The sequence below is a fragment of the Sphaerisporangium sp. NPDC005289 genome, from assembly GCF_040607455.1.
Taxonomy (GTDB): domain Bacteria; phylum Actinomycetota; class Actinomycetes; order Streptosporangiales; family Streptosporangiaceae; genus Sphaerisporangium; species Sphaerisporangium rhizosphaerae.
Window position 1 is genome coordinate 1 of the sequence record NZ_JBEXGS010000027.1, and the last position, 14,039, is coordinate 14,039.

General features: G+C 73.3%; 13 protein-coding genes. 8 read left to right on the plus strand and 5 right to left on the minus strand.

Annotated elements, in window-relative coordinates:
- Positions 1-122: 122 nt before the first annotated feature.
- Positions 123-998, plus strand: a complete 876-nt coding sequence (locus ABZT47_RS33660) for a potassium-transporting ATPase subunit C (RefSeq protein ID WP_354851402.1) — start codon at positions 123-125, stop codon at positions 996-998.
- A 112-nt stretch (positions 999-1,110) separates the two neighbouring features.
- On the opposite strand, the gene ABZT47_RS33665 is transcribed toward ABZT47_RS33660, so the two are convergent.
- From ABZT47_RS33665 to ABZT47_RS33675, 3 genes are all read right to left on the minus strand, one after another.
- On the minus strand, positions 1,111-1,491 hold the full coding sequence (locus ABZT47_RS33665; protein ID WP_354851404.1) for a MerR family transcriptional regulator: 381 nt from the start codon (positions 1,489-1,491) through the stop codon (positions 1,111-1,113).
- A 16-nt stretch (positions 1,492-1,507) separates the two neighbouring features.
- Positions 1,508-2,527, minus strand: coding sequence for an NADP-dependent oxidoreductase (locus tag ABZT47_RS33670; RefSeq protein ID WP_354851407.1), 1,020 nt, complete (start codon positions 2,525-2,527; stop codon positions 1,508-1,510).
- A gap of 184 nt (positions 2,528-2,711) precedes the next feature.
- Positions 2,712-3,356 (minus strand): TetR/AcrR family transcriptional regulator, encoded by a 645-nt coding sequence (locus tag ABZT47_RS33675; protein ID WP_354851410.1) that lies wholly within the window; start codon positions 3,354-3,356, stop codon positions 2,712-2,714.
- A 207-nt stretch (positions 3,357-3,563) separates the two neighbouring features.
- Here ABZT47_RS33675 and ABZT47_RS33680 point away from each other — a divergent pair, with 207 nt between their 5' ends.
- Positions 3,564-4,679: a substrate-binding domain-containing protein gene (locus ABZT47_RS33680; RefSeq protein WP_354851413.1), complete on the plus strand. Its 1,116-nt coding sequence runs from the start codon at positions 3,564-3,566 to the stop codon at positions 4,677-4,679.
- Here the strand turns inward: ABZT47_RS33680 and ABZT47_RS33685 are convergent.
- Positions 4,630-6,603: a DUF2264 domain-containing protein gene (locus ABZT47_RS33685; protein ID WP_354851416.1), complete on the minus strand. Its 1,974-nt coding sequence runs from the start codon at positions 6,601-6,603 to the stop codon at positions 4,630-4,632. The genes ABZT47_RS33680 and ABZT47_RS33685 overlap by 50 nt on opposite strands.
- A gap of 148 nt (positions 6,604-6,751) precedes the next feature.
- On the opposite strand from ABZT47_RS33685, the gene ABZT47_RS33690 reads away from it, so the two are divergent.
- From ABZT47_RS33690 to ABZT47_RS33715, 6 genes are all read left to right on the plus strand, one after another.
- Positions 6,752-7,768, plus strand: a complete 1,017-nt coding sequence (locus tag ABZT47_RS33690; RefSeq protein ID WP_354851419.1) for a hydroxyacid dehydrogenase — start codon at positions 6,752-6,754, stop codon at positions 7,766-7,768.
- Between the two features lie 38 nt (positions 7,769-7,806).
- Positions 7,807-9,111 (plus strand): sugar ABC transporter substrate-binding protein, encoded by a 1,305-nt coding sequence (locus tag ABZT47_RS33695; RefSeq protein WP_354851421.1) that lies wholly within the window; start codon positions 7,807-7,809, stop codon positions 9,109-9,111.
- 72 nt (positions 9,112-9,183) lie between these two features.
- Positions 9,184-10,125: a sugar ABC transporter permease gene (locus ABZT47_RS33700; RefSeq protein WP_354851424.1), complete on the plus strand. Its 942-nt coding sequence runs from the start codon at positions 9,184-9,186 to the stop codon at positions 10,123-10,125.
- Positions 10,122-11,048, plus strand: a complete 927-nt coding sequence (locus ABZT47_RS33705; RefSeq protein ID WP_354851427.1) for a carbohydrate ABC transporter permease — start codon at positions 10,122-10,124, stop codon at positions 11,046-11,048. The genes ABZT47_RS33700 and ABZT47_RS33705 overlap by 4 nt, the downstream gene beginning before the upstream one ends.
- Positions 11,049-11,053: 5 nt before the next feature.
- Entirely contained in the window at positions 11,054-11,746 is a 693-nt protein-coding gene (locus tag ABZT47_RS33710; protein WP_354851430.1) for a hypothetical protein, read from the plus strand.
- Positions 11,743-12,543 carry a TIM barrel protein gene (locus tag ABZT47_RS33715; protein WP_354851433.1) on the plus strand — a complete coding sequence of 267 codons (801 nt, stop codon included), beginning with the start codon at positions 11,743-11,745 and terminating at the stop codon, positions 12,541-12,543. The genes ABZT47_RS33710 and ABZT47_RS33715 overlap by 4 nt, the downstream gene beginning before the upstream one ends.
- Here ABZT47_RS33715 and ABZT47_RS33720 read toward each other — a convergent pair.
- Positions 12,507-13,634, minus strand: a complete 1,128-nt coding sequence (locus tag ABZT47_RS33720; RefSeq protein WP_354851436.1) for a glycosyltransferase — start codon at positions 13,632-13,634, stop codon at positions 12,507-12,509. The genes ABZT47_RS33715 and ABZT47_RS33720 overlap by 37 nt on opposite strands.
- Positions 13,635-14,039: the final 405 nt, after the last annotated feature.

Below are 14,039 nucleotides of genomic sequence, written 5' to 3' on the forward strand. Positions count from 1 at the left end.
TCCAGCGCCTCCCAACTCCTGTCCCGCAACCTCTACATCTACGGCCTGGGCGGCATCATCGTCCCGTTCATCGGCATCAAACTCATCGACCTGCTGGTCCAGTTTCTTCCGGGGATGTCCTGATGCAACGCCTGCCAAGCTGGATCAACCGGCACCTGGCCGCCCTGCGCGCCCTGCTGGCGCTCACCGTGATCACCGGAGTGATCTACCCGCTGCTGGCGACCGGAGTCGCCCAGGCCGTCTTCCACGACGGCGCCAACGGCTCGATCGTCCACGACAAGGCCGACAAGGACGTCGGCAGCGCCCTGCTGGGACAGAGCTTCACCGACGCCGACGGCGCCCCGGTGCGCAAGTACTTCCAGTCCCGCCCGTCGGCGGCCGGTGACGGATACGACCCGACGTCCACGGCCGCGAGCAACCTCGGCCCGGAGGACGTCCTGGACGTCCTGCCGGTGCCGGGCGCCAAGGACGACGAGGGCGCCCCCGACACCGGGAAGCAGAGCCTGCTCACCCAGGTGTGCGCCCGCAGCAAGGCCGTCGGCGAGCTGGAAGGGGTCAGCGGCGCCCGCCCCTACTGCACCCCCGACGGCGTCGGCGCCGTCCTGAAGGTCTTCCCCGCCACCGGCGCCCCCTCCCGCGCCGTCAGCGTCAACCAGGCCTGCCCCGCCACCCCCTTCATCACCACCTACCAGGGCGTGAAGGTCGAATGCGGCAAACCCGGCGACGACCACGCCGCCGGCCGCACCGTCACCGTCCGCGGCACCGCGACCGCCCTCGTCCCCCCCGACGCCGTCACCGCCGGCGGCTCCGGCCTCGACCCCGACATCAGCCCGGCCTACGCCGAGCTGCAGGCACCTCGTGTCGCCAGGGAACGCGGGCTCGGGCTCGACAAGGTCAGGGCCCTCATCGAGCGGAACACCACGGGACGGGGCCTCGGCTTCATGGGCGAGCCCGCGGTGAACGTCCTCTCGCTGAACCTGGCCCTCGACCGCCTCTAGGCGCGACCCGATGAACCCTCCCCGCGGGCGGCCGCGCATCCGCCTCGGCGCCCCCGGCGCCGGCGAGACCTGCGCGACGCTCCGCCGGGGACGGACGCGGCGTCCGCGGGGCTCAGGGGGTCTTCGCGGCCCGCACCCCGGCCCGCGAGGCGAGCTGATCGCGCAGGTGTGTCAGGCGGGAGATCTCCGCGTCGAGGACGGCGAGCCGGCGCTCGACCACACCGCTCGAAGCGGTGCATCCGGGGGCGCCGCGCGCCGGGAGTCTGCCGCCTTCGAGCAGGTGCAGGCGGTCGGCGCAGCGGCTCACGTCCTCGATGGTCAGCCCGAGCGACAGCAGCTCGCGGATGACGCGCACCCGGTCCACGTCGCGCTGCCCGTACTCCCGCTGCCCCGTCACCGTGCGACGGGGCGGGGGCAGCAGCCCGCGCTGCTCGTACAGGCGCAGTGCCCGCGGGGTGGTCCCCGCCGCGGCCGCCGCGTCGCCAATGCGCATCGGTCCTCCCAGAGGTCTACAGCTCCACGATGACGGTCCCGAAATGCCGTCCACGCATCGTGTCGTACAACGCCCGGGGGGCGTTCTCGATGCCCGTCACCCGGACGTGCGGGAAGGTGATCGCTTTGGAACGCAGCCAGCCGCCGAAAAGCCCGGCCCACTGCGACCGCGTCCGTTCGTCGGCGCCCTGGAAGGCGCGGATGGACAGGCGCCGGAGGATGAGCCGGTAGGTGTCGAGCTCGACCGGCGCCGTCCCGCCGGTCCCCTCCGGAGCCATCTGCCCGGACAGCGCTCCGACCAGCACGAACCGGGCACCGGGCCGGGCCGCCGCCACCGCCGCCTGGAGCTGCTCGCCTCCGACGTTGTCCAGCAGGACGTCGATGCCGTCGGGGGCGGCCTTCGCCAGTTGCTCGCCGATCGGCTCCCCGCCGCGGACCACTGCCGCGTCGTACCCGAGCTCGGAGACCAGCCGGCCGGCCTTCTCCTCCGAGCCGGTGCTGCCGATCACCCTGCCCGCGCCGAGCAGGCGGGCGATCTGGCCGGCGAGCGACCCGACCGCGCCGGCGGCGCCGGTGACCAGCACCGTGTCGCCGGGCCTGACCTCCGCGTCCCTGGTCAACGCGGTGTAGGCCAGGCCGCCCTGGCTCAGGTGCGCCGCGGGGTCGGGCAGCGCGTCGCCCAGCGGCGCGAACCCGCCCTCGGGCACGACCGCGTACTCGCGCCAGCCCAGCCAGTGCGAGACCAGGTCGCCCGGGCGCACCCCGCTGTCCGCGGGCGCCGACACGACCTCCCCGACCGCCGCGCCGAACAGCGTGTCGCCGGGACGCAGCGGCGGGAAGGGCGCGTCCCGCACGCTCCCGCCGATCAGGGTGCGGAGGGCGGCGAAGACGTGGAAGAACCGGTTGCGGACCAGCACCTGGCCTTCGCCCGGCGCCGGAACCGGCACCTCGGCGACCACGAAGTGATCCGGCTCGGGCAGGCCGCCGGTCGCGACGGCGAGCCGGACTTCTCTGGACACCTGCGGCAGGTGCGGCATGGGACGCTCCTCAAGGTCTGCGGTCGACAAGGCGTCGAGACCCTAACCCCTGACCCGCAGGTCAAGGGCAACCCCGAGGAGACGCCCATCGGCGTGGACGCACCGCCTGCCCCGCGTCCCACCGGAGCCGGGACGCGGGCCGTGGATCACCGCGGCGAGATCGGCGCGGGGCGGCGCAGGCCGTTCAGCACGGCGAGCCGGTCGGCGCCGGGTGGCGTAGGCCGTCCAGCACGTCGGCGAGGCCGGTCTCCAGGTAGGACAGGTCGTCGGTGGCCTGCAACATGGTGGCGCCACCGCAGACCGTGGTGAGGATCGTCGTCGCCGCGCGGCCGGCGTCGACGGAGGGCGGGATCTCGCCGGAGTCCTTCAGCGCCTGGACCCCGGCCGCGAGATGGGCGTGCCATCTGTCGTACATGCCGGTGACGATGGTGCGGGTCGCGGGGTTGGAGAGGCCGAGCTGCGCCGTGAGCGCCGAAAGCGGGCAGCGCCGCCGTTGCGCGTCGTACTTCTCGACCACCCGCGTGCGCCACGCCTCCCACTTCTCCCACGTGGTGAGGTCGCCCAGCATGGGCTGCTGGTCGGCGAGCACCTGCTCGGCCTCGTAGGCGGCCACGGCCAGCAGCAGATCGGCCTTGCCGTCGGGGAAGTAGTGGAACAGCTGGCTCTTGCTCGTCGCGGTAACGGCGCGGATGTCGTCCAGCCCGACGTTGGCCGGCCCGCGTTCACGGACCAGTTCGACGGCGCCGTGGATGATGCGCGCCCGGGTGGCGGTCCCCTTCGCCGTCAGCGCCCGCTCGGCGCGCTGGACGGCGGGAGATCCTCGTGACATGCGCCAATGGTAAAGGATGCCCCATCTGCTCCCTCGGACCCGGACGAAGCGGGGCCTGTCCAGGGGAAGCCCGGAGTTATCCCCAGCGTCCACAGGTTCGTACACAGGTTCGAACGCGTCCAGCCGTGCGTGTCGTGGCCGCGCGGGGACCGGTCAGCTTCGATCAACAACGATCGGTACCATGGCTGTCTCTGGGGAGGGGGAGCCATGACAGAGTCCGCCGGGGGGCCCTCGCCCGCCCCGCTGCCGTACGAGCGCCGTGCCCAGGTGGTCGACCTGCTGCGCCGGCGCGGCGTGGTGCGCGCCGACGAGCTGGCCGCCGAGCTGGACGTCTCGGTCATCACCATCCGGCGGGACATCGCCCTGCTGGCCTCCCAGGGGGTCATCCGCCGGGTCCGCGGCGGGGCCGTCATGGAAGGCGCGGACGAGCGGGACGCACCGGTGGTCCCGCAGCCCGCGACCGTGGCCGGGCGGCGGCTCACGGTCGGCGTGGTGGTGCCGTCGCTGACCTACTACTACCCCGACGTGATCCGCGGCGTGCGCGAGGCCGCCGCGGCCGCCGCGCGGGTCGTGCTGCGGGGCGCCACCTACCAGGCCGACGACGAGCGGCGTCAGCTCGCCTGGCTGGTGGAGTCGATGGAGGTGGACGGCCTGCTGGTCGCGCCGACCACCACCGGCGAGGAGGGTGAGGCGCTGGTCCGCTGGCTGCAGTCCGCCGAGGTGCCGGTGGTGCTGCTCGAGCGCGCCGCCACGGTGGGGCCGCTCCGCGAGGCGATGGAGTCGGTGGTCAGCGACCACGCGCTCGGCGCCGCCATGGCCGTGCGGCACCTGGCCACGCTCGGCCACCGGCGGGTCGGGCTGCTCACCCCCGCGCAGAGCCCGACGACCGCGCACGTGCGGCGGGGGTGGCGGCAAGCGTGCGAGGAGCTCGGCCTGGACCTGACGGACGTGCCGGACGTGAACGCGGCCGGGGACGCCGGGCGGGCCGCCGTGCTGGACGAGGTGCTCGACGCCTGCCTCGCCTCGGGGACGACGGCCATGCTGGTCCACTCCGACCCCGAGACGATGTCCCTGGTGGAACGCTGCCAGCTGCGCGGCGTCCGGGTGCCCGGCGACCTCAGCCTGGTCGCCTACGACGACGAGGTAGCCGAGCTGTGCGATCCGCCGCTGACGGCGGTTCGCCCGCCGAAGGCGGCCGTCGGCCGGGCGGCGTTCGAGCTGCTCGCGGCCCGCCTGGCCGGCGGCGGCGCCGAGCGCCCGGCCCACCGCGTCGTCATCGCGCCCCGCCTGATGGTGCGCTCCTCCTCGTCGGCTCCGCGCTGACCTCACCCGCCGCGAGGTCCACGACGTCCCGGACGCCGTCGTGCCAGCTCAGCCGCACCGACGCCGGACCGTCCCACGACAGGGCGGGCGTCCCGGCGGGCTCGCCCCGGCCGAGGTAGACCAGGGCCTGGTACCACCGGCCGGGCCGCGCGGCCGCGGGCGTGGCGCACCAGGGCACGAGCGTCCACGGGGCCAGCGGCGAGGAGTCCTCGGCGCGGACCACTCCGGAGGCCTCCAGCCCCGGGCCGCCGAGCACGCGCGAGCACAACCGGCTCCGGCCGGCGGCCTCGTCGGGCCCGCCCGCGGGCAGAGGCCAGCCGCCGACGCGCAGCGGGCCGTCCCACGGCGTCCCCTCGGCGGGCGACAGCCGTACCAGCCGGGCCTCCCATGGACCGCGCACGACCGAGACCACCTCGATCCACGGCCCGAGGCGCACCGGTCCCGAGCGTCCGTGCCCGTGGTCCGGGCCGTCGGTCTCGGGGGTGACCCAGTGGGCCCGCCAGCGCGACGCGCCGACCGGCGTCCCGGAGGGCAGGCTGCGGGCGGGCAGAGCCTGGAACCCCGTGCGGTGGCTGGGCGTCCCGTCCGCGTCGAGCAGCACCACCGACTGGTCCAGCGGGCGGGCCGCGTGCTCCCCGGCCAGGACGGGCGCGGTGGCCGTCGAGTACCCGAGGCGCGCGTACAGCGGCGAGTCGGTCAGGTGCGAGCCGGGGGAGGAGTGGTCGGCGCCGTGGTTGACCACCCGCACGACGCCGTCGGCCCGGGTGCCGCCGACCAGCCATCCGGGGGCGCGGAGCACCCGGTGGAAGTCGCCGGACTCCACCGGCAGCGGCTCCTCGACCGCCGTCCACACCGGGTGGCCGGCCGGCAGGGCGAGCCCGAACAGCCCTTTCGAGGCCCAGTACGGGGAGCCGGGCCCGGAGTAGGACTGGGCGATCGGCCGCCACGGACCGTGCCAGCCGAGGCTCAGCACGCCGTCGCCGTCGGGAGCGCCGTGGTCGGCGAAGTGGCGGGCGACGCCGGAGGCCGCGCGGCGCAGCAGGCCGGGCGAGGGCCGCCCGAGCCCGGCCCGCGCACCTGCCCAGAACTGCGCGGCCACGGCGAAACGGTAGGTCAGGCTGCGTCCCTGGATCAGCGGCGAGCCGTCGGCGCCCACCAGGTGCAACGCGTCGTCCAGGTAGCGTTCCAGCCGCCGCAGGTACACCGGGCGCCGGGAGTCCGCGCGCTCGTCGCCCGCGGCCATCTCGGTCCACAGCAACGGGTAGAACTGCAGCGCCCACCCGGCGTAGTGGTCGTAGGAGCGTTCGGCGCCGTCGGCGTACCAGCCGTCCTCGCGGGCGAAGCCGTCGGACAGCGCGAGCCCGGCGTCGATGTCCTCCCGCGAGCACGGCCCGCCGACCGAGGCGAGGAACTGCTCGACGACGATCTGGAACCACACCCAGTTGATCGGCGGGTACTCCGCGCCGATCGCGGGGGCGAGGTAGTCGACGACCTGCTCCCGCACGACCGGGCCGAGGCGGTCCCACAACCACGGCCGGGTCAGGTGGAGCACCATGGCGATGGACGCGGCCTCCACCTTGGCCTGGCCGTGCTCCTCCAGCCGCACCCAGCGGTCGGGCGAGCGGGGGTCGGTGCCCGCGGCGAGACCTTCGGCGTACCACTCCATCAGTCCCAGCGGGTCGCGGCCGTCCTCGCCTGCCACCCGGAACCCGGCGGCCAGGAAGGTGCGGGCGAAGCCCTCCAGCGCGTCGACGTCGGCCCCGTAGCCGCCCGGCGGTCCGGGGAAGCCGATGCGGGCGTGCGAGGGCGAGGCGTACCGCCGGGCCGACAGCAGCAGGTGGTCGGCGAGGGCCGCCCAGTGGTTCCTGGTCCATCCGGTGTAGGGGGACAGCTCCCGATCGTCGAACTCCCGCCAGGGGTTCATGGACGCCTCCTCGGCACCTCGCGCACATATCGATCAGAAATGATCAGAAGTTGTGATTTCTTGTGCATAACACACCGTTGACATGATTGTCATGACCGGACATGATCGGCGCACTGGTAAGCGCTTCCCAGACGAAGGGAACCCGCGCGTGACCGAGCGACGACGCCCGCAGGCCCTGCTGGTCATGGACCCCGCCCACTACCGGGTGCAGTTCCACGAGCCACAGCTCCGGCGGCTGCGCGAGCTGGTCGAACTCGGCGAGCCCGTCCTGATCGACGACCTGGACGCCGCCCGCGCGCGGCGCCGGCTGCGCGAGGTGGAGGTGCTGGTGACCTCGTGGGGCTGCCCCCCGCTGACGGCCGAGCGCCTCGCCGACGCGCCCCGGCTGCGGGCGGTCTTCCACTGCGCCGGCACCGTCCGCTCGTTCGTCACCGACGAGGTCTGGCGCCGCGGCATCCTGGTGACCAACGCCGCCGACGAGAACGCGATCCCGGTGGCCGAGTTCACCCTCGCCGCCGTCATCTTCGCCGGCAAGAAGGCGCCCTTCCTCGCCCAGGACGCCCGCCGGCACCGCGACGACTGGTCCTACGCCGCCCGCCGCGGCGAACTGTCCAACCGCGGCCGCACCGTCGGCGTCGTCGGCTTCTCCCGCGTGGGGCGCCGCGTCGTGGAACGGCTGCGCGACCTGGAACTCGACGTGCTGGTCGCCGACCCCTACGCCTCCCCCGCCGAGGTGCGGGCGGCCGGCGCCCGCCCGGTGGAGCTGCCGGAGCTGCTGCGCCGCTGCGACGTGCTCACGCTGCACGTCCCCGCGCTGCCCTCCACCCGCCACCTCATCGGAGCGGAGGAGCTGGCGCGGCTGCGCGACGGCGTGACCGTCATCAACACCGCCCGCGGCGCCGTCCTGGACACCGCCGCCCTGGAACGCGAGTGCGCGGCCGGCCGGCTGGACGCGATCCTCGACGTCACCGACCCCGAGCCGCTGCCGGCCGGCTCGGTGCTGTACGACCTGCCCAACGTCATGATCACCCCACACGTCGCCGGGTCGCTCGGAGCGGAGACCCGGCGGATGAGCGAGAGCGCGCTCGACGAGATCGAGCGCTACCTGACCGGCCGGCCGCCCCGGGCCGCCGTCACCCCCGCCGCGTTCGCGACAGGCGCCTAGAGCCCCGCACCGGCTCGACCGAGAGGAGACCCGGATCGATGAGCACAGCCACCACCTCAGCAAGGCCCGGCGGCGCGCGGCGACGTCTCGCGGGATGGCTGGCCGCCGTGGCCGCGCTCGCCCTCCCCCTCGCCGCCTGCGGCTCCGGCGGCGGTCAGGAGAGCGGCGACGGCAAGGTCACGCTCACCGTCGCCGGATGGAGCCTCGCCAAGAACACCGAGTTCGGCGCGCTCTTCGACGCCTTCCAGAAGGCCAATCCCGGCATCACGGTCAAGCCGCTGGACATCCCCGCCGACGACTATTCCGAGAAGGTCACCACCATGCTCGCCGGCGGCGACCGGACCGACGTGATGGCGATGAAGACGCTCACCGACTACGCGCGCCACGCGAGCCGCGGCCAGCTCCTGGAGGTCACCGACCTGGCCAAGGCCCCCGACGGCGCCAAGCTCGCGGGCCTGCCCGCCTACGACCTCCAGGGCAAGTACTACGCGCTGCCGTTCCGCCACGACTTCTGGCTGCTCTACTACAACAAGAAGTACTTCAAGGAGGCCGGCCTGCCGCAGCCCGAGGCCCTCACCTGGGACCAGTACGCCTCGCTCGCGCGGCGGCTCACCAAGGGCGACGGCGCCAAGAAGGTCTACGGCGCCTACCACCACACCTGGCGGTCGGTCGTCCAGGCCATCGCGGCGGCCCAGACCGGCGGCGACCAGCTCGGCGGCGACTACGGATTCTTCGCCGACCAGTACAAGATGGCCCTGGCGCTGCAGAAGGAGGGCGTGGTGCTCGACTTCGGCACCGCCACCTCCCAGCACTCCGACTACCGCACCATGTTCGAGACCGGGGCGGCGGCGATGATGCCGATGGGCACCTGGTACGCCGCGGGCGTCATCCAGGCGAAGAAGAAGGGCGCCACCGACGTCGACTGGGGCCTCGCCCCCCTGCCGCAACGCCCCGGCGCCACCGGCGTGACCACCTTCGGCGCGCCGACCGCCTTCGCCGTCAACAGCAGGTCCGAGCACGCCGACGCGGCCAGGAAGTTCGTCGCGTTCGCCGCGAGCCGGGCGGGCGCGCAGGCCATCGTCAAGGTCGGCGTCGTGCCGGCGCTGCAGGCCCCGGAGATCACCGACGCCTACTTCTCCCTCGACGGCATGCCATCCGACGCGCTGTCGAAGAAGGCGTTCGCGCCGGACAAGGTCGTGCTGGAGATGCCGGTCAGCGACAAGAGCTCCGACGTCGACACCATCCTCAACGAGGAGCACCAGCTCATCATGGTCGGCGAGAAGTCCGTCGACGACGGCCTGCGCGCCATGAACGACCGGGTGAAGACCGAAGTCCTGAACTGACCTGACGGCCCATGCCCGGCCGGCCTCCGGTCACCCTCCGATGTGCCTGCCGGACCCGCACGAAGGACCGCAATGATCCACGCAACGACGCGGCCCGCGCCCGTGGCGCCGCACGACCCGCCAGGGCCGGCGGCCGCCCGGCGACGGCCCTGGCGGGGCACGGTGGTGGGGTGGAGCTTCATCCTGCCCAACTTCGTCGGCTTCGCCGTGTTCACGCTGGTGCCGGTGCTGGCGGCGTTCGCGCTCGCCTTCATGGACTGGGACTCCTACGGCACGCCCGAGTGGGTGGGGCTGTCGAACTTCCGGCGGCTGCTCGGCGACCAGACCGTGCGGGTGGCCCTGCTGAACACCCTGTACTACGCCGCCGGCCACATCCCGCTGACGCTGGTGGCGGCGCTGGCGATGGCGTTGGCGCTGAACAGCAAGGTCCGCGGGGCGCGGTTCTTCCGCACCGTGGCGTTCCTGCCCTACATCACCTCGCTGGTCGCCGTCGCGGTCGTGTGGAACATGCTCTTCAACCCGGACGCGGGCCCGGTCAACCAGCTCCTCCAGGCGCTGGGCGTGGCCGAGCCGCCCCGGTGGGTGGCCAGCACCACGTGGGCGATGCCCGCCGTGATCGTCACCAGCGTGTGGCGGGACATGGGCTACTACATGGTGCTCTACCTGGCGGGGCTGCAGACGATCCCGGTGGAGTACCACGAGGCCGCCAAGGTCGACGGGGCGAACGCCTGGCACCGCTTCTGGAGCATCACCCTGCCGTGCCTGCGGCCCACGACGTTCTTCGTCCTGGTCATGCTGACGATCCAGAGCTTCAAGGTGCTGGACCTGATCGTGGTGATGACCAAGGGCGGGCCGGGACGCAGCACGCTGGTGCTGTCGCAGCTGGTGTACCGGGAGGGAATCGTCGAGGGCCACTTCGGGTACTCCTCGGCCATCGCGCTCGTGCTCTTCGCGATCGTGCTCACCGTGACCGTGGTCCAGTTCCGGTTCAACGAGCGGAGACGAGTGCGATGACCCTGCCGGACGGCCTCCCCACGGCGACGGCCGCGCCCGATCGGCCCGAGGCGGACGGCGGTGCCCGACGGCGACCGGCGCGCACGGCCGGCGACGGCGGCCGGCCCCGCCCGCTGCGCACGGCGCTGGCGTACGCCGCCCTCGCCGCCGTGGCGCTGCTGGTGCTCGTCCCGTTCGGGTTGATGGTGTCGGCGTCGCTGAAGCGCGACAACGAGGTGTTCACCATCCCGCTCGAGTGGATCCCCCGCGAACCGCGCTGGTCGAACTTCGCCGAGATCTGGGACCGCGTCCCGATGCTGACCTACCTCGGCAACTCGGTGCTGCTGTCGGCCGCCATCACCGTCCTGCAGGTGCTGACCGGCAGCTTCGCCGCCTACGGCTTCGCCAAGGTGCGCTTCCCCGGCCGCGACGCGCTCTTCCTGGCCTACATCGCGACCATCGCCGTGCCGTGGCAGGCCTACATGGTGCCGCAGTACATCATGATGCGGCGGGCCGAGCTGACCGACACCTACTGGTCCATCATCCTGATCCAGGCGTTCGGCGCGTTCGGCGTCTTCCTGATGCGCCAGTACTACGCCTCCATCCCCGACGAGTTGTGCGAGGCCGCGCGCATCGACGGGCTGAGCGAGTACGGCATCTACCGGCGCGTCATGCTGCCGCTGTCCAAGCCGGCGCTCGCCAGCCTGGCCCTGCTCACCTTCGTCACCACCTGGAACGACTACATGGGGCCGTTCATCTACCTGACCAGCAACGAGCTGTGGACCGTGCAGCTCGGCCTGCGCTCGTTCGTCGGCCAGTACGAGTCGGAGTACGCGATGATCATGACGGGCGCGGTGCTGTCGGTGCTGCCCATCCTGGTGCTCTTTCTGTTCGGGCAGCGCTACTTCATCCGCGGCATCGCCACGAGCGGGCTGAAGGGGTGAGCGCGATGCGCAGGCTGCTGCGGCCGGCCCGGCAGGCCACCTACGACACGGTGTTCGCCGGCGTGTACACCGCGCTGATGACCAACCTCCTGCTGGCCGTCGCCTGCGCGCCGCTGGTCCTCGCGCTGGCGCTGGTAGGCGACCCGTTCGCGTCCTGGCCGTTGTTCGCCGTGCTGTCGCCGGTGTGCGCGCCGGCGCTGGCCGGGGCGTTCGGCTGCTTCGCCGGGATCGGCGAGGGGTCCGCGCGGGTGGCCGGCACGTTCTGGCGCACCTACCGCCGGGCGGCGCCCCGGGCGCTGGCCGCCTGGACGGCCGGGCTCGCCGCCGTCGGCGTGCTGGCCGTGGACGTCGCCGCGGTCGCGGGCACGCCGTGGGGCCCGGCGCTCGTGCCGTTCTTCGTGACCGCGGCCGTCCTGGTCATGGCGGCCGTCGTCGCCGTGCTGGTGCTGGCGGCCGAGCCGCCGCCCGGCCGGTTCGCGCGCACGCGCGACGCCGTCCTGCCGTGCCTGTACCTGGTGGCGCGGCGCTGGTACCTCGCCGCCGCCTCGGTCGCCGTGCTCGCCCTGGCGGCGGCCGTCGTGCTGGCCAGGCCGGTCGCCGGCGGCCTGGTGCTGTGCTCGCCCTTGCTGTACGCCGGGTGGGCCACCACGCGCTTCGTCGTCGCCCCCCTGCTGCCCGCCGGGCGGGTGGCGGCATGAGCGGCGGCGGGCCGCCGCTCACGGCGGGAGTGTGCAGCGTCACCTACCGGGCGCTGTCCGCCGACCGCGTCATCACGCTGGCCGCGCGGGCCGGGCTCGCCCAGATCGAATGGGGCCAGGACGCCCACATCCCGCTCGGCGACGAGGCGGAGGCGGCCCGCGTGGCCGAGGCCACCCGCGCCGCCGGCCTGGAGGTGCCGTCCCTCGGGTCGTACTACCGCGCGGGCGCCATCGCCGACCCGCAGGAGGACCGGCGGGTGTGGCGGCAGGTGCTGGCCGCGGCCCGCGCCCTCGGCGCCCGGCGCGTGCGGGTGTGGGCCGGCGACCGGGCCTCGGCGGACGCCGGCCCGGCCGGACGCCGCAGGACGCTGGACGCGCTGAAGCGGTGCGTCGACAGCGCCGGTGACCTCACCGTCGCCACCGAGTACCACTCGGGCACGCTCACCGACGACGCCGGCTCGGCCAGGGCGATGCTGGACGAGGTCCCGGGGCTGCGCACGTACTGGCAGCCGCCGAACGGGATGCCCGACGAGCGGGCGCTGGACGGGCTGCGCGCCGTGCTCGACCGCGTGGACGCGGTGCACGTGTTCAGCTGGTGGCCGACGCCGCGGGAGCGGTGGCCGCTGGACCACCGGGCGGCGCTGTGGCGGGAGGTCGCGGGCCTGCTCGCCTCGACGGGCCGGCCGATGTCCGCCCTGCTGGAGTTCGTGCCCGGCGACGACCCGGGGATGCTCGCCGGGGAGGCGAGGAGCCTGCGCCGCTACCTGTCCGGCGCCGAGGCCGGCCGGCCGCGGTGACGGGCGGCGGCCAGGAGGTAGGCGTCGCGCAGGCCGTCTACGAGCATCCGGGAGTCGTGGGCGGCGGCCGCCGCGGAGGCGAGCCCGGCCCAGGTGGCGCGCACCTCGGGGTCCTCCAGGCCGCCGAGCAGCTCGACGAACTCGGGCACCGTCCGCGCGTGCAGGTAGGCGTCCTTCAGCCAGTCGCGGTAGCACGGCAGGTCCGGCACCACCACGGGCAGCGTGGCGGTGGCGGCCTCCAGCGTGGCCAGTCCGAAGGTCTCGTGCTTGGACGGCAGGAAGAACACATCGGCCGCCGCGCAGTACGCGAAGACCTCCTCCCGGGGGACCAGGCCGGTGAACGTCACGTTGCCGGGAGCGGTCTCGCGCAGGCGCGTCAGGTCGTGCCGGGCCTCGGACAGCATGCCGAACTGCATGCCGCCCACCCAGACGAACCGCACGTGCGGCAGGGCGCGGGCGCAGGCCACGAACTCCTCCACGCCCTTCCTCGGCTGCACCTGCCCGACGCCGAGCACGACCATGCGGCCGTCCCAGCCGAACCCTCGCCTCAGTTCCTCGCGGCGGGCGACCAGCGGGCGGACGCGGGCCTCGTCGATGGCGTTGCTCATCAGGACGATCGGAGCTCGCACGCCGAGCCGCTCCAGTTCCGCGGTCGTGGCCTTGCTGACCGACAGCACGATCGTGGCCAGGTCGAACACGCCGCGCATGTAGCGCTCGACCAGTCCGCGTACGAGGTGGGCGCCCTTGATGCTGCCGATGAGCGTCTCGGGGGTGACGTGGGCGCTGATGAGCGCCGGACCGCGATGAACCATCATCCGCAGCGCCGCGAACGGGCCCATGGTGTGCACGTGAAGGACCACGTCTTTACGGCAGGCACGCAATCCGGAAACCCGCCGGAAATCCGGCATTCGCTTTATCGCGCGCAGGCTCTCCTCGAAGACACTGTGCACTCCGTGGCCCCGGACGGTGAAAGACGACTCGGACACGACGCTCACCGGAATGGGGTCCGGGGCACGTTGTGCCTGGTGAGAGGGGGTGCCAGTGGGCGAGTCCGCCACCTGTCCCAGTGGGGGGAGTATGACGGAACCCATTTCACGGCGTCGACGAACACGGCGAATACGCTTACCGATCACGGCCACGCGCTCATGGTAGGACAAAGGCCACCGAAAAACCACGGGCAAATGGAGAACGAGAGATTCACAAAAAGCCTCCCGCCCGTCAAGTAAAAGCGTGATCGTGTTAACCCCGAACCTCTAGCGCGCCACTCGGCACAGCCGCTGGAGAAATTTCGCCGCATGCCGCGAACGCGCCTGCTGCCGCGCCATCCCGTCGGGCCATCGCCGCCCGCATGGGTCACCGAGAGCGGGTGACATGCGACAGAGCCGATCGAGTGCTCCTCGACGGAGTGACGCACACTCGCACCCGGTCGTTCCCTGGACCTCGCCAGGCGGGGCGTCCCTTGATCGGCTGTTGACGCGCTCGACCCGTGTCCGGCG